The sequence below is a fragment of the Kocuria nitroreducens genome, assembly GCF_042879195.1.
GTDB lineage: Bacteria > Actinomycetota > Actinomycetes > Actinomycetales > Micrococcaceae > Kocuria > Kocuria nitroreducens.
Map to the genome: position 1 here is coordinate 102,075 of NZ_JBHZTC010000006.1, position 24,570 is coordinate 126,644.

The following is a 24,570-nucleotide window of genomic DNA, read 5'->3' on the forward strand; positions in this document are numbered from 1 at the left end:
AGAGGTTCTCCCGCCCATGAGCAACACCACCACCGCCCCCACCGCCCACCAGGGCGTGATGAAGGACCTGTCCTTCCTCGACCGCTGGCTGCCCGCCTGGATCGTCGCCGCCATGGTCGCCGGACTGCTCCTGGGCCGCTTCGTCCCCGGACTGGACACCGCCCTGGAGGCCGTGCGGATCGGGGAGGTCTCCCTGCCCATCGCGATCGGGCTGCTGGTGATGATGTACCCGGTGCTCGCCAAGGTCCGCTACGACGAGACCCGCCGCGTGGCCGGTGACCGCCGCCTGATGGGCGCCTCCCTGGTGCTCAACTGGGTCGTCGGGCCCGCGCTCATGTTCGGCCTGGCCTGGATCTTCCTGCCCGATCTGCCCGAGTACCGCACGGGGCTGATCATCGTCGGGCTGGCCCGGTGCATCGCGATGGTCCTGATCTGGAACGATCTGGCCTGCGGTGACCGCGAGGCGGCCGCGGTGCTGGTGGCGATCAACTCGGTCTTCCAGGTCGTCGCGTTCGGTGCCCTGGGCTGGTTCTACCTCCAGGTCCTCCCGTCCTGGCTGGGCCTGCCCACCACCTCGGCCGAGTTCTCCGTGTGGTCCATCGTCGTCTCCGTGCTGGTGTTCCTGGGCATCCCGCTGGTGGCCGGGTTCCTCACCCGCACCCTGGGCGAGAAGGCCAAGGGCCGCGACTGGTACGAGGGCACGTTCCTGCCGAGGCTGGGGCCCTGGGCGCTGTACGGGCTGCTGTTCACCATCGTGCTGCTCTTCGCCCTGCAGGGGGACGCGATCACCTCGAACCCCTGGGACGTCGTGCGCATCGCGTGGCCGCTGCTGGTCTACTTCTTCCTCATGTTCGGCATCGGACTGCTCGCCTCCCGCGCCCTGGGCCTGAACTACGCGAAGTCCACCACCGTGGCGTTCACCGCCGCCGGCAACAACTTCGAGCTCGCCATCGCCGTGGCCATCGGCACCTTCGGGGTCACCTCCGGCCAGGCCCTGGCCGGGGTGGTCGGCCCGCTCATCGAGGTCCCGGTGCTGGTGGCGCTGGTCTACGTGTCCCTGTGGGCCGGGCGCAAGCTCTTTCCCGGCGACCGCACCGTCCCCACCCGCTGATCCGGCACCGTCCCCACCCCCGCACCCGGCCGCGTCCCGGTCCGCCCTTCCCGATGCAGGAGCCTCGATGACCCGCACCACGCCCTCCGTCCTGTTCGTGTGCACCAAGAACGGCGGCAAGTCCCAGATGGCAGCCGCCCTCATGGACCTCCACGCCCGCGGCGCCGTGGAGGTACACTCCGCCGGCACCAAGCCCGGCGAGGCGATCAACGCCCTGTCGGCCGAGGTCGTCGCCGAGGTCGGCGCCGACATGTCCTCCGGGACACCGAAGCCCACCGACCCCCAGCTGCTGCGCACCGTGAATCGCGTCGTGGTCCTGGGCGACGAGGCACAGGTCGAGCCCGTCGAGGGCATGGCCGGCACCATCGAGACCTGGCACACCGACGAGCCCTCCGTGCGGGGGATCGAGGGCGCCGAGCGGATGCGCCTGGTCCGCGACGACATCGACGCCCGGGTCCGGCGGCTGCTGCGCGAGCTGACCGCGGAGCGCACGGACCGGCCCAGCGTCCTGTTCGTGTGCGTCCACAACGCCGGGCGTTCGCAGATGGCCGCCGCCTACCTGACCCACCTCTCCGGAGGGCGCATCGAGGTGCGCTCGGCAGGCTCCGCCCCGGCGCACTCCGTCAACCCGGCCGCCGTGGAGGCCATGGCCGAGGAGGGCATCGACATGAGCGCCGAGACCCCCAAGGTCCTCACCGACGAGGCCGTGCAGGACTCCGACGTGGTGATCACCATGGGGTGCGGCGACGCGTGCCCGTTCTACCCGGGCAAGCGCTACGAGGACTGGGCGCTGGCGGACCCGGCCGGCAAGGGCGTGGCGTCCGTGCGCCCGATCCGCGACGAGATCAAGACCCGGACCCAGCAGCTGATCGCGGAGCTGCTGCCCGGCGGCGCCACCGGATGAGGTGCCGGACGAGGGGAGCCGGCCGTGCTCAGGCGCGGTCCCAGCCCTCCAGCCGGGGCAGCTGGTCGCGAGCCTCGTCGTGCGTCAGCCCGGCAGCCTCCAGCAGGTCCACGACCATCGGGCGCATGTCCAGCACCAGGGTCTCACCCTCCATGGTGCGCACCCCCATCTGCCCGGGGTGCAGGCGTCCGGCCACGTTGGCCAGCTCGTTGCGTGCCTGGCGCAGGTAGCTCTCCCGGGACCCGGGGGAGGCGACCGCGAGCGCGTTGCCCAGGGTGACGACGGCGTCCGCGAGGTCCTCGAGGGCGTCGCCCATGGCGGCCACGGCGTCGTCCGACAGCGTCACGTGGTTCAGCACGGAGGCCAGGCGGCGCGCGAGGACCCTGGCGTTGCGCACGGCGAGGTCCAGGTAGCGGATGGAGTGCGCGATCCCCTCGATCTCCGCGCGGCGGCCGCGGTAGAGCGGGGATGCCGTGGCGATCTCGAGGGCGGACTTCAGCCCGGACGTCACCGAGTCCACCAGTGGCTGGGTCTGCCGGGCACGCACGAGAGCGTGCCAGGCGGCAGTGGCGTCGTAGTCCTCCATGGCCCGGCTCGCCTCCCGGAGCACCCCGGAGAACTCGTCGACGAGCGCCCGCAGCCCCTGGCGCGGCTGGCTGCGCGGGTCCGTCGGTACGAAGTAGGCCATGGCCAGGGCGCACACCCCGCCCACGACCGCGTCCGTGGAACGGGCGAAGACCCCGTCCTGGGACGGCGGCAGCAGGACCACGAGCACGGACTGCAGCCCCATCTGGGTGGTGAACAGCGTGCCGTTGTCCAGGAAGCGGGCGAGCAGGATCGAGGTCATGAGGACCACGCCGGCCTGCCACACGCCCGTGCCCAGCACGTGGATCAGCGTGTCCCCCACCGTGATGCCCAGGGTGCAGCCGATCGATACCTCGAGGACCCGCCGGTAGCGCAGCCCGTCCTTGGCGAAGCCCAGGGACAACAGGGCGGCGGTGGCCGCGAAGATGGGCCCGGAGTGGCCCAGCAGCTGCTCGGCGATCAGGTAGGCCCCGACGCTGGCGACCGTCATCTGGAAGCTCTGGAGCAGGCCCCCCCGGACCCGGGCGAGACCGACCCGGGTGCGGCTGCGCACCGCGCGGGCCGTGGCTCGCGCACGGTTGCCTGGCTGCATGGGGCCATCCTAGGCGAGCGGCACAGGGCCGTCGGCCCGCCGACCCGGCCCCGTCGAGCCCCGCGGGAAACCGGCCGGTCGCCGTGTGAGATGCGCGACTCCGCCGCAGTTTCGGGCCCGTGTTCATCCTCCGTTCACCTTCACGGGTCAATCTGGCTACCTGCGCTCCCTAGCGTCTCTGGGTGAGAGGTCCGCGGTCGCACCGCAGATCCACCTCGTGCACCGGCCCGGAACTCTTCCGGCGCCACATCGAACGACGGCCCCTCGACGGGGCACCACCGTGATCTGAAGGGGCTATCAAGTGAAGGTTTCCCACCTCGGCCGTTCCGCGGCCGTTCTGGCCATCGGCTCGCTCGCGCTCACCGCGTGCGGTTCGGACAACGCCACGGGCGGAGGGTCCGGTTCCGCCGAGACCTCCGCTGCCGGCGCCGGAGTCTCCGGCACGCTGACCGGCATCGGCGCGTCGTCGCAGCAGGCCGCGATGACGGCCTGGCAGAACGGCTTCCAGGAGGCCAACCCCGAGGCCCAGATCCAGTACTCACCGGACGGTTCCGGGGCCGGCCGCGAGGCCTTCACAGCCGGCGGCGCGGACTTCGCCGGCACCGACGCCTACCTCGACGACGAGGAGTACGCGGCGTCCCAGGAGGTCTGCGGGGCCGACGGCGGCTTCCACATCCCGGCCTACATCTCCCCGATCGCCGTGGCCTTCAACCTGCCCGGCGTCGACACCGTGAACATGGACGGCCCCACCATGGCCCAGGTCTTCACCGGTGAGATCACCGAGTGGAACGACCCGGCCATCGCCGAGCTCAACCCGGACGCCGAGCTGCCCGACACCCGGATCACCGTGGTGCACCGCAACGACGAGTCCGGCACCACCGAGAACTTCCAGGAGTACCTGGCCGCGGCCGCCCCCGAGGTGTGGACCGAGGAGGTCTCCGGCAACTGGCCCTCCCAGTGGGCCGCGGAGAACAACAAGGGCACCGCCGGAGTGGTCCAGTCCACCGGCGCGACCGAGGGCGCCATCACGTACGCCGACGCCTCGGCCGTGGGCGACCTCGGCACCGTGGCGGTGCGGGTGGGCGAGGAGTACGTCGAGTACTCGCCCGAGGCGGCCGCCACGGCCGTCGAGAACTCGACCCCGATCGGAGGTCGCGCCGAGTACGACATGGCGATGGACCTCGAGCGTGACACCTCCGAGTCCGGGTCCTACCCGATCGTGCTGGTGTCCTACCACCTGTACTGCTCCCAGTACGAGTCCCAGGAGACCGCCGACCTCGCCAAGGCCTTCGGCGAGTACGTGATCAGCGAGGACGGGCAGCAGACCGCCGCCGACGCCGCCGGCTCCGCCCCGATGTCCGAGAACCTGCGCACCTCCGCGCAGGAGGCCCTCGACCAGATCACGGTCGCCGGCTGATCTCGTCCTGTTGATCCCGTTCGGTGCGGGTCCGGGCCCCGCGCCCGAGCCCGCGCCGAACGGGACCTTTCTGTGTGGGGCGCCTCCGACGTGAGGCGCATCACCGGATCCCGGCGCCGGGACTGATCCCGTCCGGCGCAGCTCGTTCCAGGCCACCGAAGGGGCGCACGACATGTCCACCACCCTCACCAGCAAGGAGCCCACCGCGCTCGTCGAGGACGACGCGACCGGCGGCCGGGCCGGCGACTCGATCTTCGCGGGGTTCAGCCTCGGCGCGGGCATCCTGATCCTCGCGTCCCTGGCAGCCGTCGCACTGTTCCTCTTCCTGGAGGCTCTGCCGACCTTCCAGGCGTCCGCCGAGGACATCACGGGCGGGGCCGGCTTCTGGTCCTACATCTGGCCCCTGATCATCGGCACGGTGATCGCGGCCATCATCGCGCTGGTGATCGCGACCCCGATCGGCGTGCTGGTGGCTCTGTACATCTCCCACTACGCCCCCGCGCGGATCGCGAAGCCGGTCGGCTACATCATCGACCTGCTGGCCGCGATCCCGTCCGTCATCTACGGCGCGTGGGGCACCACGGTGCTCGCGTCCGCGCTCGTGCCCTTCTTCGCCTGGCTCACCGCGAACCTGGGCTTCATCCCGATGTTCTCCGGTCCCGCCTCGCAGACCGGCAAGACCATGCTCACGGTCGGCATCGTGCTGGCCATCATGATCCTGCCGATCATCACGGCGATGTCCCGGGAGATCTTCATCCAGACGCCCAAGCTCCATGAGGAGGCGGCCCTGGCTCTCGGTGCCACCCGCTGGGAGATGATCCGGATGACCGTGCTGCCGTTCGCACGTCCCGGCATTATCTCCTCGGTGATGCTGGCCCTGGGCCGGGCCCTCGGCGAGACCATGGCCGTGGCCCTCGTGCTCTCGGGCGGTCCGCTGACGGCCTCGCTCGTGCAGTCGGGGAACCAGACCATCGCGGCCGAGATCGCGCTCAACTTCCCGGAGGCCTACGGCCTGCGGCTGTCCGAGCTCATCGCTGCGGGTCTGATCCTGTTCCTCATCACCCTGATCGTGAACATGATCGCCCGCGCCATCATCGCCCGCTACAAGGAATTCTCGGGAGCCAACTGATGTCGACCGCATCCCTCCGTCAGCCGACCTCGACGCCGAGCCCTGCGGGTCGCCGGCCCACCCTGACGCGCAACCAGAAGCCGAAGTGGCTCGTTCCGGTGATCGCGGTCGCCGCCGTCGTGGTGGGAGCGGCACTGGCCGCGCTGGTGGGCTTCTCCACCGTCGTGTGGGCCGTCTTCGCCGCCGCGATCTTCCTCGTGGCCGCCCCGGTCGCCGTGGCCGCCGTCGAGGGTGGGCGGAAGGGGGCCGACTCCCTGATGACCTACCTGGTCCACGCGGCGTTCATCCTCGCGGTGATCCCGCTGATCTCCGTGATCTGGACGGTCCTCGCCAACGGTGTCCCGGGGCTGAACTCTAATTTGCTGCTCACGTCGATGAACGGGGTCACGGGCGCCACCGACAACGCCGCCGCTGCTGGGGAGGGCCCCGTTCTCGGCGGCGCCTACCACGCGATCGTGGGCACGGTGTCCATCACCTTCTGGGCCACGCTCATGTCGGTCCCCATCGGCCTGCTCACGGCCATCTATCTCGTGGAGTACTCGAAGGGGGGCTGGCTCGGGAAGTCGATCACGTTCTTCGTGGACGTCATGACGGGCATCCCCTCGATCGTGGCGGGCCTGTTCGCCGCGGCCCTCTTCGGTCTCCTGCTGGGCCCGTCCACCCGCTTCGGCTTCGTCGCCGCGGTCGCGCTGACCGTGCTGATGATCCCCACGGTCGTCAAGAACACCGAGGAGATGCTGAAGATCGTCCCGAACGAGCTGCGCGAGGCGGCCTACGCCCTGGGCGTGCGCAAGTGGCGGACCATCCTCAAGGTGGTGATCCCCACCGCGATCTCCGGCATCGCCTCCGGTGTGACCCTGGCGATCGCCCGCGTCATCGGGGAGACCGCCCCGCTGCTCGTCACCGCAGGCTTCGCGACCGCGATCAACTGGAGTTCGTTCTCCGGGTGGATGACCACTCTGCCGACGTTCATCTACTACCAGATCCTCACTCCCACCTCGCCCACCAATCCGGACCCCTCGCAGCAGCGCGCGTGGGCGGCAGCGCTGATCCTGATCCTGATCGTGATGCTGCTCAACCTCCTGGCCCGGCTCGTCGCGAGGGCCTTCGCGCCCAAGGCCGCCGGCCGCTGACGCGCCGCACCGCACTTCCGCCGGATCTCCTGCACGCACCTCCGCGAGAAAGAAGCAAGGAACACACATGTCCAAGCGAATCGACGTCGAGAACCTCAATGTGTACTACGGCGACTTCCTGGCCGTCGACGACGTCGCCATGGGGATCGACGCCCGCTCGGTGACAGCGTTCATCGGCCCCTCCGGGTGCGGCAAGTCGACCCTCCTGCGCACGCTCAACCGCATGCACGAGGTGATTCCCGGCGCCCGCGCCGAGGGCAAGGTCCTCCTGGACGGCGAGAACCTCTACGGTCCCGGCGTGGACCCGGTCCTGGTGCGCTCGATGATCGGGATGGTCTTCCAGCGGCCCAACCCGTTCCCCACCATGTCCATCCGCGACAACGTGCTCGCAGGGGTCAAGCTCAACAGCAAGCGGATCTCCCGCTCCGAAGCCGACGACCTCGTGGAGGGCTCGCTCCAGGGGGCGAACCTCTGGAACGAGGTCAAGGACCGCCTGGACAAGCCGGGCTCCGGCCTGTCCGGCGGCCAGCAGCAGCGCCTGTGCATCGCCCGGGCGATCGCGGTGAAGCCCGAGGTCATCCTCATGGACGAGCCCTGCTCCGCCCTCGACCCGATCTCCACGCTGGCGATCGAGGACCTGATCAGCGAGCTCAAGGAGGAGTACACGGTGGTCATCGTGACCCACAACATGCAGCAGGCCTCCCGCGTGTCGGACAGGACCGCCTTCTTCAACATCGCGGGCACGGGCAAGCCGGGCAAGCTCATCGAGTACGGCCCCACCACCGAGATCTTCAGCAATCCCACGGAGAAGCAGACGGAGGACTACGTCTCCGGCCGCTTCGGCTGAGTCCTCCCGCACCCGACGACGGCGGGCGCCGGCCACCTCCCCGCGGAGGCCGCCGGCGCCCGTTGTCGTCGGGCTCCCCGCCCGGGTGGGGAGCCGACCCAGTCCTACAGGAGCGGCGAGAGGGCGAGCAGGAGCGTGCCGGAGACCGTTCCGCACGCCGGGACGGTGAGGAACCAGACGAGGAGGACGCGCCGCACCACCCGGACGTTGACCGTGTGGAAGCGCTGCTGGCGACCCGCGCCCAGGATCGCGGCGGCCGTGGTCTGGGACGTGGACATCGGCACGGGGATCAGCGTCCCGCCCAGGAACAGCAACGAGCCCGCCACGCCTTGGGCCAGCGCCCCCCGGAACGGGTCGATCGTGATCATCCGGGAGGACAGGGTGTAGGCGATCCGCCACGCCCCGAACAGGGTGCCCACGGCCAGTCCCGCGGCGACGACCAGGAACAACCACGGTGCGCCCCTGCCGGCCAGCGGCTCCTGGAAGCCCGCGCACACCAGCAGCGTTGCGAAGACCCAGACGGCCCGGCGACCGTGGTGGACCCCGTGCCCGAAGGAGACGGCTGCCGCACCGATGGCCAGGACGAGCCGGGAGCGGAACGTGGTGGCGTCCGGCTCGGAGTGCCGCAGCAGGTGGAGCAGAGGGACCACGAGCGCCCAGGCCACGGCGTAGGCGAGCAGCGGTGCCAGCACCAGGGGGACGAGGACCTGGTAGAAGGCCGTGGCCGTGAGCGGGTTCGACACCACGAGTCCCACGGCGCGGGCACCCAGCAGGGCACCCAGCAGCCCTCCCGCCAGCGCCGTGGTCGAGGAGCTGGGCATGCCCCACCACCAGGTGAGCAGGTTCCAGCCGATGGTGGTCAGCAGGGCGCAGACGATCGTCGCGGAGCCCACCACGTCGTGCGGCACGGGAACGCCCTGGATGATCCAGTCCGCGAGCAGGTACCCGGCGGCCCACACGCCCGCGACGTTGACGAGGGCGGTGAACACCAGCCCCACCCGGGGGGTCAGGGCGCGGAAGCGCACGGGCAGGGCGAGGGCGTTGGGGGCGTCGTGGAAACCGTTGACGACGGTGTGGGCCACGGCCAGGACGATCCCGAGGACGGTCAGGGCCGTCAGCACGGGGTCAGGACTCCGCCACGACGATGCGGCCCACCTCGGTGGAGACCCGCCCCAGTGCCCGGGCGGCCTCCGCGAAGCGCCGGACGGCGCGCTCGCGGCGCATCGCAGGAATGGCCTTGTGGTGCTCGAGCAGGTGGGCCATGTGCAGCTGGTAGATGCGCTCGGACTGCTTGCCCAGCCGCAGCATCTCGTACCAGTAGTCGTCCAGGCCCTGGAGGCTGCCGAGATCGCGCATCGCCCGGGTGGTCAGCTCGGACATCCGCTCGATCACCCCGAGCTGGTCCGTGGCGTACGCAGGCGGCCGGGCGAGCGCGTAGGCGACGTGCGCCTCCGCGACCGCCAGCAGCTCCTCCGCGGCCTTGTTGAGCCAGTGCCCCAAAATGTAGACGTCCTGCCGGGGAATGGGGATTACGAACGTGGAGCGCACGGTGGTCATCACGGAGAAGTACAGGTCGGTGGACCGGGCCTCGCACTCGCGGATCGCGTCGAGCGTTGCCGCGTCGGTCTCGGGGGAGCCCAGCAGCTCGGACAGGAGCCGCACGCTCTCCGTCACCTGTCCCGACATGTCCGCCAGCAGGTCCAGGACCAGCTCGTCCTCCGGGAAGATGCGAAGCGCCATGTGCTGACCGTCCTGGGCGTCGGGACCTGCGCCGCGGAGCACGGCGGGTCTCACTGTACATGGGGCCGTCGAACGGCCCGCGGGCGGCCAGTGGTCCCGGAACAAGGGGGCGGTGCCGGACCGGGAGCGCCTCTCGGCGGAAGGCCGCTCGTGGCGGCTATGTGATGGAGCCCGGGGCTGCCGCGGCCCGGCACCTGGCTTCCATGGTAGTCGACGTGTCCGTGGGGCCAAGTCCTGAGGCTGTGGTCTCCCGCACGGCCGGGCTCGCCACCGCCGGGACAGTTGGGCTCAGTCGAGGTGGCCGCGGCGCCACTGGTGCGCCGCGGCCTCGAGCTCCTCCGCGGTCCGCTCGAGCCGCTGGGTGAGGGCCACGGTGCTCGGAGCCCGCGCCGCGTCCGGGTCCACGACCGGCATCTGCCCGGTGTCCGCCAGCCGGATCCGGCCGAGGGCGATCACGCGGCAGAAGGCCGCGAACCGGTCCAGGGCGACGTCGAACTCCCCGTTGAACGCGCCGGACAGGATCGCGTCCGCCATCGAGGTGATCTCGTCCGCCCCGGGGGGCTCCGCGACGCCGGCCACCACGTGCGAGACCTGCGCCGTGCCCCGTCCCGCCGCGAAGTAGCGGCCCATCCGCACCGGGTCCTTCCGCACGCCCGCGCGCAGGGCGTAGAGCCGCCACAGGGCCCCGGGGAGGGACACCGCCGGGGCCTCCGCCCACATCTCGGCGATCCCCTCCAGGCCCTGCTCGTCGGTCAGCTCGATGAGCCGCCGGCTGATCTCGGGATCGTCGCTGGCGCGCCCGCGGGAGACGAGGGCGAGGGCGGCGAGGTGGGCCGCCTCGGAGACGCGAGCCGGATCGGGGCCGCCCTCGTGCGCTTCGAACTGCTCCGGGGAGAACTTCACCGGCTTGTGGTGGCGGGGCGCGTCGCTCATGCGTCCAGCGTACGGCCGTGGCCCGCGGCGGACCACGCAGCGCTCACCAGTCGCTGGCCGAGGCGTGCACCGCCGCGTCCCGCCACTGCTGGTCGGCCCGCTCGAAGCCGTCCCGGGCCAGTGCCTTCCACAGCCGCAGCCCCAGCGCGGGCTCCTCCTGCTCGAGCTCAGCGAGCGCCTGCGGGGGCAGCACCCGCGCGGTGACGTCGGTAACGGCGCTCAGGGTCACGTGCTGCTTGTCCCCGGTGCCCAGGGCGAGCTCCCCGAAGCTCATCCCCGGGCCGAGGACCTGCAGCTCGACGCGCTCGCCGGTGGGCGTGCGCAGGGACATCGACACGCTCCCGCTGACGATGAGGTGGATGCCGGCGAAGTTCTGCCCCGTGCGCAGGATGTTCTCCCCGGCCGCCCACGTGCGCTCGACGGTCCGCGCGCGGAGGTCGCGGGCGTCGTCGGGGTCCAGCCGGGAGAACAGCTCGGACTCCACGGGCTTCACCCGGGACGGGGTGCACTCCGGTCCGCCGTGCTCCTCGAGCAGCCGGTCCTCGACCCACTTGATGGCCGCCGCCCGGCTGGGGAACACCTCGAGCGGCGGCTCGCCCTGGAAGGAGCCGGCGAAACCCGGGTCGGTGGCGACCGCCACCACGGTGCGGCCCGCCGCGTGCAGCTCGGCCCGGGTCTTGGCCAGGAGCGGCATCGCGTACTCGGCGATCACGTCGACCCGGCGCATGTCGACCACCACGTAGGAGGCGTCGTAGGCGACGTCGCGGACAGTGCGGATCGCGGTCTCCGTGCCCGTGAACAGGAGGTCGCCCTGGAGCTCCACGACGACGGCGTCCTTGCCGTGCTCGGCCAGCACGGCCTCCGCCTCGGCGTTGCGGCGCACCAGGGACGGGGACTGGTCGATCGGGTAGCTGGCGCGCACCGTGGAGCGGGCCACCCGGGCGGTGTGCGTGAAGTGCAGGTCGAGGTCCTGGGAGAGCCGCTCGCAGGCGAGCACCCCGCGCACGCTGTTGCCGTGCCGGTCCAGGGCCGGGGAGAAGGTGGCCACGGCCAGCTCCCCGGGCAGGACGGCGATGATGCCGCCGCCCACCCCGGACTTCGCGGGCAGGCCGACCCGGACCATCCACTCGCCGGCGTCGTCGTACATCCCGCAGGAGCTCATGACGGACAGCACCCGGGAGACCGTGTCGACGTCGAAGACCGACTCCCCGGTCAGCGGGTTCGTGCCGGCGTTGGCGAGGGTCGCGCCCATCAGGGCCAGGTCGCGGCACGTGATCAGCACCGAGCACTGGGCGAAGTAGTCCTCGAGGGCCTGGGCCGGGCTCCCCTCGATGATGTCGGCGGAGGCCAGGAGGTAGCCGAGGGCGCGGTTGCGGTCCCCGGCGTCGTGCTCCTGGGAGAGGACCTCGGGACTGATCGCCAGGTCCCGGCCCGCGCACCGCGAGTAGGCCTCGCGGATCCGGTCCCGGCGCAGGTCGCGGTCGCTGTCGGGGACGAGCCACGTCGAGGCGATCGCGCCGGCGTTGATCATCGGGTTGGCGGGGCGTCCGGTGCCGGGCTGGAGGGAGATCTCGTTGTAGGCGTCCCCGCTCGGCTCCACGTCCATCTTCGCGTGCACCGCCTCCGCCCCGAGGTCGGACAGGGCCAGAGCGTAGGTGAACGCCTTGGAGATCGACTGGATGCTGAACTCGTCCCGCGTGTCGCCGGCCTCGTACACGTGGCCGTCCGCGGTGGCGATGACGATGCCGAAGCGCTCGGTGTCGGCTCCCGCGAGGGCGGGGATGGAAGGGCTGGGCTCGCCGCCGCGGACGTCCCGCAGCTGCTCCACCACCTGCTCCAGGTACTCGGTGACGGCCGACGGGCCGAAGAGCCCCGTCTCCGCGCGTGCTTCTTCCTCGGTGCTCGGGTGCGGCACGGTCGGTCCTCCGGTCGGGTCGGCGTGGGTGGCACGGGACTGCCCACCACTCTAACCGTCAGGCGGCTGTGCAAATCCGGGGCGGGTCGCACCGGTCGGCGGGCACCGGCTCCCGGTGGGGACCGTGCGGTAGAGTGGTGCCCGCTCCGGACCGGCCGCGCCCCGTGCCAGCCGGTGGAGCACGGGCCTCTAGCTCAGTTGGTAGAGCAGTGGACTTTTAATCCATGGGTCGTGGGTTCGAGCCCCACGGGGCCCACAGCATGAGAGGGCCTCACTTCCTGCCGTCGCGGGGAGGGAGGCCCTTTCTCGTGACCGGGCCGTCTTCGCGAGGCCTCCGGAAGCCACGGTGACACCTCGTGCGGGACCGCGCCGCTCGGCCCCCGGGTCGCACACGGCATCGACTCCTCCTCCGGCCGGTTCTGCCACGGGGGTGCAGAGCCCAGGTCCCCGCGCTGACGTTGCGCTCGGCGGGGCCGGTGGCTCCCGGGCGGACGGATCGACCCCTGTTGTTCACCGTCCGGTCATGTACCCGCCGTTCGGGCGGGTCAGGATGGGGCTGGCATCACCATGCGCGTGTCGGCCGGAGGGGGAACTGACATGACCGAGATCATCAGTGCGACGGAGGGCGAGCCGCCTGCGGTGGACTGGGGCATGCTGCGTCCGGGCGAGCAGGTGGAGGCGCACCGGGGAGCGGTGGCGCTCCACCGCGGGGTCGTGGAGGAGACGATCCCGCACCTGGGAGTGGTGTGGATCAGGGACTCCAGCACCGGGACCCGGAAGCTGCTCAGTCACGACGACGTCGTGCTGCGACGCTGCCGGCCCTGACCGGCTGCCGCTGTCGTCGACGATGTCCCAGGAGAGCTCCATGACCGAGCAGAGCGTCGAGCTCACCGACCCGAGGATGCTCCAGCGCACCGCCGAGCACCTGTGCGGAGGGCGTGCTGGTCGGCCAGGGTGCCCCGGGTGCCACGGCACCCCCCGAACCGGTGACGGCGGATCTGCTGAGGGCCGCCGACCGGGTCATCGGTCCCGGGAGCCCGGACCTGGGCCCGCTGAGGCCCGGGACCGCCGTCCGGGCCCGGCCGGTGTGCTCGAACCCGACCCCGGACCGCTGGCCGGAGGTCCTCGGCGACCTCGAGTCCAGGGTCTCCGCCCTGCAGGTGGAGATCACCGCGCTGGCGGCCGGCCCCGCCTGCGCCGGGCGGCCCTGCGCCGCGGCCCGTTGCCCGTCCCGATCCTCAGGAGTGCCGGTGAACGACCAGACCGATGCGACCAGTCCCCTGGACACCCACGTGCTGGAACGCACGGCGGAGCGCCTGGCGGCCCGTCACGCCGGGGTGCTGTCCCCGGAGGTGGTGGAGCGGGTGGTCTTCGAGTCCTACACCGCCCTGTCCCGCACCGCACGGGTGCGCACGCACCTGGCGGCGCTGGCCGGGCACTTCGCCGCGGACCGGCTGGCCGCCCTGGCCCACGCCCGGGAGGGCTCGGGACCCCCGCAGGTGCTGTTCGTCGGCCGTCATGACACCGGCCGGGCCCAGATCGCCGCGGCCCTGCTGGCCCACTACGCCGGGGACGCCGCGGTGGTGCGCTCGGCCGGCACCGACCCGGGCTCGACCGTGGATCCGCAGGCCCTGCGGGTCCTGGCCGCGCGCGGGCTCGAGCTCGGGCAGGTGTACCCGAAGCCGCTGACCGACGACGTGGTGCGCGCCGCCGACCACGTGATCACCTTCGGCACCGCTGAGGCCGTGCCCGTCTATCCGCACACCGACCACCAGGACTGGGGTGCGGACCGGACCGTCACCGGCAACCCGGAAGAGCTGGAGATGATCGTGGCCGAGGTCGACGGGAAGGTGCGGACGCTGTGGGGAACCATCCGCCCCTGAGCGACTCCCTCCGGTGCGCTGCAGCGTGCCTGCGCCAGGAAGGTGCTCGACCTCGTGGCCGACCACGTGCACCGCCACCGCCGGGAGTGCGTGCGCCTGACCGTCCACGCCGATCAGCGCACGCGCGAGCATGTCGTCGGCGAGCCGCTCGACCCGCACGGCGACGTCACCGGCTTCGATCCCGACAGCGTCGTGGTGCCCCGCACGGAAACGGACGGCCTCTTCGCGGAGTCGCGGTGCTGCTAGTCGAGCAGGGAGAGGGCTTCGCCGATGCGGTCGTGCAGGACCCGGGCCTGCTCCACGGTCCACGCCTCGTGGCCGATGTGCAGGACGAAGCCGTCGCGGTGGGCGTAGGAGCCGTCCGGGGTGGAGATGACCTCCCAGGTCTCCAGGAGTGCCACCGGTGAGGGGCCGGCGAGGGACCGGGCGGGCAGCTCCCGCGAGTTGGTGACCGTCTCGGGATCGGTCAGCTCCTGACGGGTCGCCCAGCGGGGGCGGGGAACGAGAGCGGTGTTCTCGTACATGGGGGTACCTTCCAGGCATAGGGGGTACGTCCATGTTTATGCATGCGAAGGTCCGGCCGTGTCCGCAACCCGCGCGTGTCGCCGAGGGATCGAGGTGTAGACGTCCGTCGGCATCCCCTGCACTTTCGTCGGGACGGACGACGGTGTCGCCCCGCCGGTGTCGCCCTACTGCCCGTCGAGCTGCTCGGAGGGGGTGGGGACCGACTCGGGACCCGGCTGGTCCGGCGCGGGAGCCGCGGAACCGGTCCCGGGATCCGTCGGCAGACCGTCGGTCGTCGGGGTCGGAGTGGTGGTGACCGGCGGAGGCGGGCTGAAGGAGGTGGGGGAGATGCCGGGGGTGCTCTCCGCCTCCTCCGGCCGGTCGTCGCACCCGGTCAGTGCCAGTGCGAGCAGGGCCACGGCGGGAAGGGTGCGGCGCATCGGGGGAGCCTCTCTGTCGGGGACCCCTCCACGGTAACGGGGCGGGCCGCCGTTCGGGGGGAAGGCCGACGTGTTGGCCCGGCCGCCGGCGCGACGCGCGCCCGCGGGATGTGCGAGGATCCGGGGACCAGGACGCCGACCGGCAGGAGCCGCCATGTCCGAGCGAAGCAGCGAGCGCACCGCCCTCGTCCTCCTGTCCGCCACCGCTGTGCTGCTGCTCGCGGGCCAGCTGCTGACCTGGTCCTCGGAGGACGGGGTCTTCAGCGTCTTCGTGTTCGTGCTGCTGCTGCTCTGGGCCGCGGTCATCGCCGTCCGGGTGGTCCGATTCGTCCGGTGGGACCGGCGCCCGGACGACACCGGCCCCGACGATCCGGCATAGGGCGCGGCCGGGGCGGGCCTCAGTCGCCGGCGAGCCGCGTCCGCACCGCCGCGACCGTGTCCCGCGCCGAGCGGCCGACACCGACGAGGGTCGTCGATGCCGCACCCGTCCGGTCCCCTGCCCCACGTGGTGCCGGCCGGGCCCCGGCTGGAGGCCGTGCCGTCGGTGCGGATCCGCCCGCCGTCCTCCCGCAGGTGCAGGGGGCGCAGGTGCCGGAGGGCCGGGCGGACCCCGGTACACCGGACAGCGGTGTCCACCGGTGCTCCCTGCCGCCACCGGTGCGGGCGGCCGGTCTAGGGTGAGCCCATGGAAAAGCTCTCCGGCTCGTGGCGCCAGGTGTTCGACAAGTTCTGGTTCGTGCCCGCCGTGTGCGTGCTCGGCGCCGTCGTCCTGGCCCAGTCTGCCGTGGCCGTCGACCGGTGGATGCCCGAGGACCTGGACTCCCCGTGGATCGCGTGGGTCTACGCCGTCGGCATCGACGGGTCCCGGTCGATGCTCTCCGCGATCGGCGGGTCGATGCTCGGCGTGGCCGCGACCGCCTTCTCCATCACCATCTCGGTGATCGCCACGGCCAGCTCCACGTACGGGCCCCGGCTGGTGCGCAACTTCATGGCGGACCGCGGCAACCAGGTGGTGCTGGGCGTGCTGGTCTCCACCTTCATCTACACCCTGCTGGTGCTGCGCACGATCCGCTCGGCCTCCGACGACCTCGCGCAGCCGTTCGTCCCGCACCTGGCCGTCAACCTCGCCGTGCTGATGGCGGTCGCGGACGTGGCCCTGGTCGTCTACTTCATCCACCACATCGCGGACTCCGTGCAGGTGGACACCCTCGTCCACGGGGTGCGGCGCCGGCTGCTGGCCGTGATCGACCGGTGGCACCCGGAGGAGACGCCCGAGGAGCTCGTGCGGACCGCCGGCGGCCGGCGCGGCGGCGGTCCGCTCAGCGCGGGCGTCGTCGGATACGTCACCAGTGTGAACCTCGAGCGCCTGGGCGCGTTCGCCGCCGACCAGGACGTCTTCGTGGAGCTGGTCCCGCGGGTGGGCGACCACGTCCTGCCGGAGGAACCACTGTTCCGCGTCTGGCCCGAGCACCGGGCGGAGGAGCTGGCGGAGCGGCTGCGGCGCACCGTGGCCCTGGGCGACTCCCGCTCGGCGCTCCAGGACGTGCGCTTCGCGGAGCAGCAGGTGGTGGAGCTCGCCGTGCGGGCCCTCTCGCCGAGCACCAACGACCCCTACACCGCGGTCAACGCCATCGAGGAGGTGGCATCCGGGATCGTCGCGGCCGTCTCCCGCCCGCTCCCGGGGAACACGGTGGTGGTCGACGGCGTGCACCGGCTCCGCTACGGGACGGTGGGGGTCGAGGAGATCGTGGACATGCCGTTCGACCAGATCGGTCCGCACACCACCGAGCACGTGAGCGTCCTGCTGGCGCTCGTGGACCTCGCCGCCCGCATCGAGGCGGCGAGCATCCACCCGTCCGTGCAGCGCCAGGTCCGCGAGCATGTCGACGTCCTGCTGGACCGGTTCCGCGACACCTCCCCGCACCCCCGGGACGTCACCCGGGTGGAGCAGCACGTCCGGCTGCGCTCGGCCGACTGAGCGCAGCCCCTACCGGCGCCGGAGCCGCGGGACCCGGCGCAGCAGCAGGCCCACGACCACGGCGGTCCCGGCCAGCAGGGCGGCCCCGATCCCGGCGGACAGGTGCACGCCGGCCTCGAAGGCCGCGACGGACGAGGCCAGGAGCTCCCCGGACACGTCCGGGTCGAGGGCCGCGGCGACGTCGACCGCCCCGCCGAGGGTCTCGGACGCGGTGGCGGCCTGCTCGGGGTCCAGTCCGGGCGGCGCGGTCATCCGCCGGGCGTAGGTCGCGGTCACGGCCGTGCCCAGGACGGCCACGCCCAGGCCGGCGCCCAGCTCGTAGGCGGTCTCCGAGATCGCCGAGGCGGCGCCGGCCTGCTCGGGGGCCACCTCGGTCAGGATCAGGTCCCCGGCGATCGTCTGGGCCGCGCCCGAGCCCAGCCCGATGACCATGAGGGCGACCACGAGCACGAGTCCGCCGGAGAGGTCGCCGAGCAGGACGAGCAGGAAGCCCGAGGCCATGACCAGCAGGCCGCCGCCGAGCACGAGCGCCGGGGGCACGAAGCCGACCACGTGCACCACCAGCAGTCCCGAGGCGATCGTGAGGGCGGCGCCCGGCATGAGGGCCAGGCCCGCCTCCAGGGGCGGCATCCCCTCCACGAGCTGCAGGTACTGGGAGACGAAGAACAGGAATCCGATGAAGGTGGTCGAGGCCACCAGGTTGTTGAGCAGCCCGCCGGTGAACGGGGCGTGGCGGAACAGCCGCAGGTCCAGCATCGGCACCGGGGTGCGCAGCTGGCGGCGCACGAACAGCACCCCGGCGGCCACGGACACCACCGCGGCGGTCAGCACGCCGGCGGACGGGCCGTGCCCGCCGAGCTCCTTGATGCCGTAGACCAGCGCCACCATGGCGGTCATGATCAGCGCGGCGCTGGACACGTCCACCGGGCCCGGGGCCGGGTTGCGGGACTCGGGCACCAGCACCGGAGCCAGGGCCAGCAGCGGCAGCAGCACCGGGACCGCCAGGAGGAACACGGACCCCCACCAGAAGTGCTGGAGCAGGAACCCGCCCACGACCGGCCCCAGGATCCCACCCGCCGAGAACCCCGTCGCCCACACCGCGATGGCCGCACGCCGCTGCGTCGGGTCGTGGAAGATGTTGCGCAGCAGGGACAGGGTGGCGGGCATCAGCATCGACCCGAAGAGACCCAGCAGCGCCCGGGCGGCGACGAGCACCTCGCCGGTCGGGGCGAACGCGGCCAGCGCGGACACGGTCGCGAAGCCGGTGCTGCCCACCAGCAGCAGCCGGCGGCGGCCCACCCGGTCGCCGAGTGAGCCCATGGGCACGAGCAGCCCGGCGAGCACCAGTGGATAGGCGTCCACCATCCACAGCAGCTGCGTGCCGGTGGGGCGCAGCTCGCGGGAGATCTCCGGCAGCGCGAAGTTCAGCACCGTGTTGTCCACGGAGATCAGCAGCACCGGCAGCATCAGGACCACGAGGGCGGCCCACTCGCGGGCGCCGGCGTGGACCGGGACGTCGGGTGCCGGGGACAGCATGGCGGGACGGGGCTCCTTCCGGGGAGGGGTGCGGCTCCCATCCTTCCAGAGCCGGCACCGGGCCCGGCCCGGACGGGCGACAGGGGGCCGCACTAGACTGCTCGGGATGGCCCGCCGGACGGTCCCGTCCGGCCCGTAGCGGAAAGAACGAGGTCTCCCCGATGTCCGAGCCGGTCCCCACGAGCGCGATGAACGACGCCGCCCCCGGCGTCTCCGAGCAGTACGAGGCGGCACGGGACCGGGTCCTGGAGCTGCGCGAGGACTACGACCGGGCCCGGGAGGAGTTCCGCTGGCCCCGGATGGAGCACTTCAACTTCGCCCTGGACTGGTTCGACCACGTCGCCCGGGACCCGGAGCGCGGGGCCCGGGACGCGCTGTGGATCGTCGAGGAGGACGGCACGGAGATCCGGCGGACCTTCCGGGAGCTCGCCGAGGCCTCGGCCCGCACCGCGAACTGGCTGAGGGGCCTGGGGGTGCGGCGCGGCGACCGCGTGCTGCTCATGCTCGGCAACCAGCTCGAGCTGTGGGAGACCCAGCTCGCCGGCATGAAGCTGGGCGCGCCCCTGATCCCGACCGCCGTCATGATGCCGCCCGCCGACCTGCTGGACCGCGTGCAGCGGGGCAGGGTCTCGTGGGTCGTCACGGACACCGGCAACGCGCCCAAGTTCGCGGGCGTCGACGGGAACTACGAGCTCGTCCTGGTCGGCGCCGGCGCGGAGGTCGAGGCGGCGCGCGCGCAGCTGCCCGGCCGTCCCGTGCACCCGTACGCGGAGGCGGCGGCCGCGGACCCCGTCTTCGTCCCGGACGGCGCCACGCGCTCCCGGGACGCCCTGCTCCTGTACTTCACCTCCGGCACCACGTCCCAGGCCAAGCTCGTGGAGCACACCCACTACTCGTACTCCTTCGGGCACCTGTCCACGGTCTACTGGATGGGCCTGCGTCCCGGGGACGTCCACCTGAACATCGCCTCGCCCGGGTGGGGCAAGCACTCGTGGTCCAACTTCTTCGCCCCGTGGATCGCGGAGGCCACCGTGTTCATCCACAACCAGGACCGCTTCGACGCGGTCGGGCTCCTGGAGCAGATGGGCAGGGCCGGGGTCACCAGCTTCTGCGCCCCGCCCACCGTGTGGCGGATGCTCATCCAGGCCGACCTGCACCGCGTGCAGGACCCGCCGACGTCCGCCGTCTCCGCCGGTGAACCGCTCAACCCCGAGGTGATCCGCCGGGTGCAGGACGCATGGGGCGTGACCATCCGGGACGGCTACGGCCAGACGGAGACCACGCTGCAGATCGCCAACACCCCCGGGCAGCCGGTGGTCCCGGGGGCCATGGGCCGGCCCCTGCCCGGCTTCGTCGTCGACCTCTTCGACGCGCAGACGGGAGCGCCCGCCGAGGAGGGCGAGATCTGCCTGAAGGTCGACGACGACCCGCCCGGGATCATGGCGGGCTACATCGACGAGCCGGAGCGCACGGCCGAGGTGGTCCAGGACGGCTGGTACCACACCCGCGACATCGCCCGCCGCGACGAGCACGGCGTCTACACGTACGTGGGCCGCACCGACGACGTCTTCAAGGCCTCCGACTACCGGATCTCCCCGTTCGAGCTGGAGTCCGTGCTCATCGAGCACCCCGCGGTGGCCGAGGCCGCGGTGGTCCCGGCGCCGGACCCGGTCCGGCACGCGGTGCCGAAGGCCTACCTGGTGCTCGCCGCCGGTGCCGAGCCCACCCGGGAGCTCGCGGAGGAGATCCTGCGCTTCGCCCGGGAGAACCTCGCTCCCTACAAGCGGGTCCGCCGGGTCGAGTTCACCGACCTGCCGAAGACGATCTCCGGCAAGATCCGCCGGGTGGTGCTGCGCGAGCGGGAGGAGTCGGCGGACCGCTCCGGCGCCGCGGCGCCCGGGGCCGACGGGTACGGCGTCGAGTACACGGAGGCCGACTTCCCGGGGCTGCGCGGCTGACCGCCGGGGCACGGCGCCGACCTCGCCCGACCGGAGTGCCGTGTTCGCAACGTGACGTAACGCACAGTCCCGACCGTGCGCCCAACAGGGGACACCCGGCATGCCGGGTGTCCCCACTTCGTGCCACGCCGGCCGCCGCCGGATACCGATCGGTAGCGAAAAACCCGACCCGGACCCCTCGTTGACTAGTGCAAACAAATGCATCTGCTTCGATGTCCACCACATCGAATGTGACCCCGCCGCCCGTGACAGGTCACGGAAACCCTGCCACCATGGTGGCAATTGGTTCACCCGATGGGGCGGAACCAACCGATCCGCCGGGGGGCGGATCGCCAGCGGTTCATCGGGGGATGGGCCGCGTGCACGCAGGCATCGGGGGGTGCCGGTGCAACCGGTTCATCGGGGGGTGAACCGAATGGGAGCACCGCTGGGGGGCGGTACTCCCGCCAGGCGAGTCTCTGCTCGCCACCGGCCGTGAGGCCGGTCGATGCGCCCGCTGCGGGGGCCATCCGTTCGACGGATGGGCAGCGGGCGCATCGCTCTGTCCGGGCCCTGTCGCCACGGCACGTCCCGCCCTCCGGCGGGACGGCGTCGGGGGGCCCTGGAAGACTGGGGCCATGACGACCTCCCCGGCCCACGACACCGCCGCCCACGACACCGGGCCGGACTCGGCCCTGCACGAGGACGCGCTCCACCTGCTGCGCGCGCTCACCGGCCGGGCGGACGCCGCCTTCCACCCCGGGCAGTTCGAGGCGGTCGAGGCCCTCGTGGGGCGCGGCCGGCGGGCCCTGGTGGTGCAGCGGACCGGGTGGGGCAAGTCCGCGGTCTACTTCCTCTCCGCCCTGCTCCTGCGCGCCCGGGGGCGCGGGCCCACCCTGATCGTCTCCCCGCTGCTGGCCCTCATGCGGGACCAGGTCTCCGCCGCCGCCCGCGCGGGCGTGCGGGCGGCGGCCATCAACTCCGCCAACGCCACGGAGTGGGGGCAGATCGCCGCGCAGCTCGAGGCCGACGAGCTCGACGTCCTGCTGGTCTCCCCGGAGCGGCTCAACAACCCGGTGTTCCGGGAGCAGCAGCTGCCGCAGCTGGTGGCCCGGCTCGGGCTGCTCGTGGTGGACGAGGCGCACTGCATCTCCGACTGGGGCCACGACTTCCGCCCCGACTACCGGCGCATCCGCGACCTCATCGCCCGGCTCCCGGAGGAGGTCCCGGTCCTGGCCACGACCGCCACCGCGAACGAGCGCGTGGTCGCCGACGTCGAGGAGCAGCTGGGCGTGCGGCCCGGCGGCAGCAGCACGGGGGAGGTCTTCACCCTCCGCGGCCCGCTCTCCCGGGCGTCCCTGCGCCTCGGCGTGCTGGACCTGCCCTCGGCCACGGCGCGCCTCGCCTGGCTGCTCGAGCACGTCGAGTCCCTCCCGGGCAGCGGGATCATCTACGCGCTGACCGTGGGGGCGGCCGAGGACACCGCCCAGGCGCTCGCCGACGCCGGGATCCCGGTGCGCGCCTACACCGGGCGCACGGACCAGGGCGAGCGCGAGGAGCTCGAGGCCGCCCTCAAGGAGAACCGGGTCAAGGCCCTCGTGGCCACCTCCGCGCTCGGCATGGGCTTCGACAAGCCGGACCTCGGCTTCGTGGTCCACCTGGGCGCGCCGTCCTCGCCCGTGGCCTACTACCAGCAGGTGGGCCGTGCGGGCCGCGCCACGGACAACGCGGACGTCCTGCTGCTGCCGGGCACCGAGGACCGCCCGATCTGGGAGTACTTCGCCACCTCGTCGATGCCCACCGAGCAGAAGGCCGCCGCCGTCCTGGGCGAGCTGGAGGCCGCGGGTGGAGCCCTGTCCGTGGCCGTGCTGGAGTCCCGCGTGGACGTCCGGCGCAGTCCGCTCGAGCTGCTCCTCAAGGTCCTCGCCGTCGAGGGCGCGGTGGAGCGCGTGCAGGGAGGGTGGCAGGGCACGGGCGTGCCGTGGCGCTACGACGCCGAGCGCTACGGCCGGATCGCCGTGGCGCGGGTGGCCGAGCAGGACGCCATGCTCGAGTACGAGCGCACCTCCGGGTGCCGCATGGAGTTCCTCGCCCGGCAGCTCGACGACCCCACGGCCGAGCCCTGCGGGCGCTGCGACAGCTGCGCCGGCCCCTGGTACCCCACGACCGTCGACGAGGCCGCCACCGACTCCGCCGGGGCCGCCCTAACCCGTGTGGGCGTCGTGGTGGAGCCGCGCGCCCAGTGGCCCACCGGGATGCCGCGTCTCGGGGTCGAGGTCAAGGGCCGCATCCCGGAGGAGGAGCGCTGCGCCGAGGGCCGGGCGCTCGCCCGGCTCACGGACCTCGGCTGGGGCAACCGGCTGCGCGAGGTGTTCCGCACCGACGAGGAGGGCGCGCCGGTCGACGGTCCGGTGGACCCCGCCCTCGGCCGGGCGTGCGTCCAGGTGCTCGCCGAGTGGCGCTGGGCGGACCGGCCCGCGGCCGTCGTCTCGATCCCGTCCCGCTCGCGTCCCCGGCTCGTGCGCTCCCTGGCGGAGGGCATGGCCGGGGTCGGGCACCTGCCCTACCTCGGGGAGCTCGACGTCCCCGAGGGCTTCCCGTCCGGTGGGCACGGCGGCAACAGCGCCTACCGCCTCGCGGCCCTGTGGGAGAAGTTCCGGGTGCCCTCCGAGCTCGCCGAGGCGCTGGACCGCCTCGGCGGGCGCCCGGTGCTGCTGGTCGACGACCTCGTGGACAGCCGGTGGACGCTCGCCGTGGCCGCCCGCGCGCTGCGCCGGTCCGGCTCCGGACCCGTGCTGCCGTTCGTCCTGGCGTCCCAGGGCTGAGGCACGGACTCCGCCGGACGCACGGGCACCCGGCTCGGTCTTGTACGCTGGCCTGCGTGTCCTCTGCCCCCGCGCCGCTCGTCGACGTCATCATCCCGGTGCACACCACCGCCCGGCCCGTCGACCGGGCCGTCGGCTCCGTGGTGGCCGGCGGGCTCCCGGTCGGCGGCCACGGCGGGGTGCACATCACGGTGGTGTGCCACAACGTCGAGGCCGCGCTGATCCGCGACCGCCTCGCCGCGGAGCACCGGCCGCTCGTCGACCTCGTGGAGTGCTTCGACGGCACCGGCAACCCGGCCGGGCCCCGCAACCTCGCCCTGGAGCGCTCCCGCGCCCGGTACGTGTCCTTCGTGGACAGCGACGACACCCTCGCCCCGGGCGCCCTCGCGGCCTGGACGACGACCGCCGAGCGCCACGGCTCGGCGGCGGTGCTCCCGCGCCTGGTCAAGGACTCCGGCCGGCCGGTGCGCACCCCCGTGCCGCGGCCCTTCCACCGCGCGGACCTCGACCCGATCAAGGACCGGCTCGCCTACCGCACCCACGTCTTCGGGCTTCTCCGCCGGGAGTTCCTGGTGGACCGCGGGGTCCGCTTCAACGGGCGGTACGCCACCGGGGAGGACCAGGAGCTGGTGGCCCGGGCCTGGTTCGGCGACGGGCGGATCGACCTCGCGCCCCGCGGCGCCGGCTACCTCCTGCGAGAGGGGGCGGCCGACCGGATCAGTGCGGAGCCCCGCCCCCTGACGGACGACCTCGCCGCGGCGACCGACCTGCTCGGCGGCCCCTGGTACGCGGATCTGGCGCCGGAGCAGCGGACGGCGATCGCCGCCGAGATCCTCCGGGTCCAGGTCTTCGGCACGGTCCGCGGCCGGACCGCGGCCGGACGGTGGTCCACGGAGGACGCGCACCAGGTGGGCAGGCTGCTCGAACTGGTCGACTCGCGCGCACCCCGGGCGCTCACCGTGCTCTCCCGCGCGGACCGGGAGGTCCTGGACCTCGTCGTGCAGCCGGGGGCGACGGCCGCGGCCATCCTTCGGGTGGACGAGGCCCGTCGCCGCTTCGGCCGGCCCACCACGCTGCTCACCCGGGACCTGCGCAGGATCCTGCACCGCGAGGCCCCCCTGCGGTTCATGGTCGCGTCCCTGCTGGTGTGACCGGAAGGCG

At 72.7% G+C, this 24,570-nt stretch carries 22 protein-coding genes, 1 tRNA gene and 1 pseudogene; 16 read left to right on the forward strand and 8 right to left on the reverse strand.

The genetic code is table 11. The features are described 5' to 3' along the window. The first annotated feature begins 16 nt into the window (after positions 1-16). The 3 genes and pseudogenes from arsB (at position 17) to ACFYE1_RS05615 (ending at position 2,015) form a co-directional block, all read left to right on the forward strand. Positions 17-1,111 carry an ACR3 family arsenite efflux transporter gene (gene arsB, locus ACFYE1_RS05605; RefSeq protein ID WP_387740844.1) on the forward strand — a complete coding sequence of 365 codons (1,095 nt, stop codon included), beginning with the start codon at positions 17-19 and terminating at the stop codon, positions 1,109-1,111. Between the two features lie 67 nt (positions 1,112-1,178). Continuing rightward, positions 1,179-1,568 (forward strand): annotated as a pseudogene (locus tag ACFYE1_RS05610) (arsenate-mycothiol transferase ArsC); the annotation flags it as partial. Positions 1,569-1,655: 87 nt separating this feature from the next. Then, positions 1,656-2,015 (forward strand): arsenate reductase ArsC, encoded by a 360-nt coding sequence (locus ACFYE1_RS05615; protein ID WP_387740979.1) that lies wholly within the window; start codon positions 1,656-1,658, stop codon positions 2,013-2,015. A 28-nt stretch (positions 2,016-2,043) separates the two neighbouring features. Here the strand turns inward: ACFYE1_RS05615 and ACFYE1_RS05620 are convergent, their stop codons facing one another. Continuing rightward, complete coding sequence (locus tag ACFYE1_RS05620) at positions 2,044-3,192, reverse strand: FUSC family protein (protein WP_387740846.1); 1,149 nt, start codon at positions 3,190-3,192, stop codon at positions 2,044-2,046. A gap of 301 nt (positions 3,193-3,493) precedes the next feature. On the opposite strand from ACFYE1_RS05620, the gene pstS reads away from it, so the two are divergent. The 4 genes from pstS to pstB all read left to right on the forward strand — a co-directional run bounded on the left by pstS (position 3,494) and on the right by pstB (position 7,718). Continuing rightward, a complete protein-coding gene (pstS, locus tag ACFYE1_RS05625) occupies positions 3,494-4,609 on the forward strand; it encodes a phosphate ABC transporter substrate-binding protein PstS (protein ID WP_387740847.1) in 1,116 nt (371 codons plus the stop codon). Positions 4,610-4,781: 172 nt separating this feature from the next. Then, on the forward strand, positions 4,782-5,738 hold the full coding sequence (gene pstC / locus ACFYE1_RS05630; RefSeq protein ID WP_387740849.1) for a phosphate ABC transporter permease subunit PstC: 957 nt from the start codon (positions 4,782-4,784) through the stop codon (positions 5,736-5,738). After that, the gene (gene pstA, locus ACFYE1_RS05635) at positions 5,738-6,871 is read left to right on the forward strand and encodes a phosphate ABC transporter permease PstA (RefSeq protein WP_387740851.1); all 1,134 of its coding nucleotides are present in this window, start codon (positions 5,738-5,740) and stop codon (positions 6,869-6,871) included. The genes pstC and pstA overlap by 1 nt, the downstream gene beginning before the upstream one ends. A gap of 67 nt (positions 6,872-6,938) precedes the next feature. Then, positions 6,939-7,718 (forward strand): phosphate ABC transporter ATP-binding protein PstB, encoded by a 780-nt coding sequence (gene pstB, locus ACFYE1_RS05640; protein ID WP_387740853.1) that lies wholly within the window; start codon positions 6,939-6,941, stop codon positions 7,716-7,718. Between the two features lie 104 nt (positions 7,719-7,822). Here pstB and ACFYE1_RS05645 read toward each other — a convergent pair whose 3' ends face one another. The 4 genes from ACFYE1_RS05645 to glsA all read right to left on the reverse strand — a co-directional run bounded on the left by ACFYE1_RS05645 (position 7,823) and on the right by glsA (position 12,306). Continuing rightward, positions 7,823-8,839, reverse strand: coding sequence for an inorganic phosphate transporter (locus ACFYE1_RS05645; RefSeq protein ID WP_387740854.1), 1,017 nt, complete (start codon positions 8,837-8,839; stop codon positions 7,823-7,825). A gap of 4 nt (positions 8,840-8,843) precedes the next feature. After that, positions 8,844-9,458: a DUF47 domain-containing protein gene (locus ACFYE1_RS05650; RefSeq protein ID WP_387740855.1), complete on the reverse strand. Its 615-nt coding sequence runs from the start codon at positions 9,456-9,458 to the stop codon at positions 8,844-8,846. Between the two features lie 288 nt (positions 9,459-9,746). Then, positions 9,747-10,391 (reverse strand): hypothetical protein, encoded by a 645-nt coding sequence (locus tag ACFYE1_RS05655; protein WP_387740856.1) that lies wholly within the window; start codon positions 10,389-10,391, stop codon positions 9,747-9,749. A gap of 43 nt (positions 10,392-10,434) precedes the next feature. After that, positions 10,435-12,306, reverse strand: coding sequence for a glutaminase A (gene glsA, locus ACFYE1_RS05660; RefSeq protein ID WP_387740857.1), 1,872 nt, complete (start codon positions 12,304-12,306; stop codon positions 10,435-10,437). Between the two features lie 183 nt (positions 12,307-12,489). Here glsA and ACFYE1_RS05665 point away from each other — a divergent pair. The 4 genes from ACFYE1_RS05665 (at position 12,490) to ACFYE1_RS05680 (ending at position 14,435) form a co-directional block, all read left to right on the forward strand. After that, positions 12,490-12,562: transfer RNA gene (locus ACFYE1_RS05665), tRNA-Lys, on the forward strand. A 341-nt stretch (positions 12,563-12,903) separates the two neighbouring features. Further along, on the forward strand, positions 12,904-13,131 hold the full coding sequence (locus ACFYE1_RS05670; RefSeq protein WP_387740859.1) for a hypothetical protein: 228 nt from the start codon (positions 12,904-12,906) through the stop codon (positions 13,129-13,131). Between the two features lie 113 nt (positions 13,132-13,244). Next, positions 13,245-14,189 (forward strand): arsenate-mycothiol transferase ArsC, encoded by a 945-nt coding sequence (locus ACFYE1_RS05675; RefSeq protein ID WP_387740861.1) that lies wholly within the window; start codon positions 13,245-13,247, stop codon positions 14,187-14,189. Between the two features lie 54 nt (positions 14,190-14,243). Beyond that, positions 14,244-14,435 (forward strand): hypothetical protein, encoded by a 192-nt coding sequence (locus tag ACFYE1_RS05680; protein WP_387740863.1) that lies wholly within the window; start codon positions 14,244-14,246, stop codon positions 14,433-14,435. On the opposite strand, the gene ACFYE1_RS05685 is transcribed toward ACFYE1_RS05680, so the two are convergent. Further along, complete coding sequence (locus ACFYE1_RS05685) at positions 14,432-14,713, reverse strand: hypothetical protein (protein WP_387740864.1); 282 nt, start codon at positions 14,711-14,713, stop codon at positions 14,432-14,434. The two genes, ACFYE1_RS05680 and ACFYE1_RS05685, sit on opposite strands and share 4 nt — an antisense overlap. A gap of 165 nt (positions 14,714-14,878) precedes the next feature. Further along, entirely contained in the window at positions 14,879-15,133 is a 255-nt protein-coding gene (locus ACFYE1_RS05690) for a hypothetical protein (RefSeq protein WP_387740866.1), read from the reverse strand. A 154-nt stretch (positions 15,134-15,287) separates the two neighbouring features. Between ACFYE1_RS05690 and ACFYE1_RS05695 the strand changes: the two genes are divergently transcribed. Beyond that, entirely contained in the window at positions 15,288-15,512 is a 225-nt protein-coding gene (locus tag ACFYE1_RS05695; RefSeq protein WP_387740868.1) for a hypothetical protein, read from the forward strand. Positions 15,513-15,818: 306 nt separating this feature from the next. Then, complete coding sequence (locus ACFYE1_RS05700; protein ID WP_387740870.1) at positions 15,819-17,111, forward strand: DUF2254 domain-containing protein; 1,293 nt, start codon at positions 15,819-15,821, stop codon at positions 17,109-17,111. 9 nt (positions 17,112-17,120) lie between these two features. Here ACFYE1_RS05700 and ACFYE1_RS05705 read toward each other — a convergent pair whose 3' ends face one another. Next, positions 17,121-18,647: an MFS transporter gene (locus tag ACFYE1_RS05705; RefSeq protein WP_387740872.1), complete on the reverse strand. Its 1,527-nt coding sequence runs from the start codon at positions 18,645-18,647 to the stop codon at positions 17,121-17,123. Between the two features lie 161 nt (positions 18,648-18,808). Here ACFYE1_RS05705 and ACFYE1_RS05710 point away from each other — a divergent pair, with 161 nt between their 5' ends. The 3 genes from ACFYE1_RS05710 (at position 18,809) to ACFYE1_RS05720 (ending at position 24,560) form a co-directional block, all read left to right on the forward strand. Continuing rightward, entirely contained in the window at positions 18,809-20,605 is a 1,797-nt protein-coding gene (locus tag ACFYE1_RS05710; protein ID WP_387740873.1) for an AMP-binding protein, read from the forward strand. A 617-nt stretch (positions 20,606-21,222) separates the two neighbouring features. Next, entirely contained in the window at positions 21,223-23,409 is a 2,187-nt protein-coding gene (locus ACFYE1_RS05715; RefSeq protein WP_387740875.1) for a RecQ family ATP-dependent DNA helicase, read from the forward strand. Positions 23,410-23,465: 56 nt separating this feature from the next. Then, complete coding sequence (locus tag ACFYE1_RS05720; RefSeq protein WP_387740877.1) at positions 23,466-24,560, forward strand: glycosyltransferase; 1,095 nt, start codon at positions 23,466-23,468, stop codon at positions 24,558-24,560. Positions 24,561-24,570 lie beyond the last annotated feature (10 nt).

What these genes read in the sequence shown, in the direction of transcription:
- ACFYE1_RS05650 (WP_387740855.1), bottom strand. Translation starts at nt 9,458, where the DNA reads ATGGCGCTTCGCATCTTCCCGGAGGACGAGCTGGTCCTGGACCTGCTG.
- ACFYE1_RS05670 (WP_387740859.1), top strand. Translation starts at nt 12,904, where the DNA reads ATGACCGAGATCATCAGTGCGACGGAGGGCGAGCCGCCTGCGGTGGAC.
- ACFYE1_RS05695 (WP_387740868.1), top strand. Translation starts at nt 15,288, where the DNA reads ATGTCCGAGCGAAGCAGCGAGCGCACCGCCCTCGTCCTCCTGTCCGCC.
- ACFYE1_RS05620 (WP_387740846.1), bottom strand. Translation starts at nt 3,192, where the DNA reads ATGCAGCCAGGCAACCGTGCGCGAGCCACGGCCCGCGCGGTGCGCAGC.
- ACFYE1_RS05715 (WP_387740875.1), top strand. Translation starts at nt 21,223, where the DNA reads ATGACGACCTCCCCGGCCCACGACACCGCCGCCCACGACACCGGGCCG.
- ACFYE1_RS05705 (WP_387740872.1), bottom strand. Translation starts at nt 18,647, where the DNA reads ATGCTGTCCCCGGCACCCGACGTCCCGGTCCACGCCGGCGCCCGCGAG.
- pstC (WP_387740849.1), top strand. Translation starts at nt 4,782, where the DNA reads ATGTCCACCACCCTCACCAGCAAGGAGCCCACCGCGCTCGTCGAGGAC.
- ACFYE1_RS05710 (WP_387740873.1), top strand. Translation starts at nt 18,809, where the DNA reads ATGTCCGAGCCGGTCCCCACGAGCGCGATGAACGACGCCGCCCCCGGC.
- ACFYE1_RS05690 (WP_387740866.1), bottom strand. Translation starts at nt 15,133, where the DNA reads ATGCGCCGCACCCTTCCCGCCGTGGCCCTGCTCGCACTGGCACTGACC.
- arsB (WP_387740844.1), top strand. Translation starts at nt 17, where the DNA reads ATGAGCAACACCACCACCGCCCCCACCGCCCACCAGGGCGTGATGAAG.
- ACFYE1_RS05655 (WP_387740856.1), bottom strand. Translation starts at nt 10,391, where the DNA reads ATGAGCGACGCGCCCCGCCACCACAAGCCGGTGAAGTTCTCCCCGGAG.
- pstA (WP_387740851.1), top strand. Translation starts at nt 5,738, where the DNA reads ATGTCGACCGCATCCCTCCGTCAGCCGACCTCGACGCCGAGCCCTGCG.
- ACFYE1_RS05700 (WP_387740870.1), top strand. Translation starts at nt 15,819, where the DNA reads ATGGAAAAGCTCTCCGGCTCGTGGCGCCAGGTGTTCGACAAGTTCTGG.
- ACFYE1_RS05615 (WP_387740979.1), top strand. Translation starts at nt 1,656, where the DNA reads ATGGCCGCCGCCTACCTGACCCACCTCTCCGGAGGGCGCATCGAGGTG.
- ACFYE1_RS05685 (WP_387740864.1), bottom strand. Translation starts at nt 14,713, where the DNA reads ATGTACGAGAACACCGCTCTCGTTCCCCGCCCCCGCTGGGCGACCCGT.
- pstB (WP_387740853.1), top strand. Translation starts at nt 6,939, where the DNA reads ATGTCCAAGCGAATCGACGTCGAGAACCTCAATGTGTACTACGGCGAC.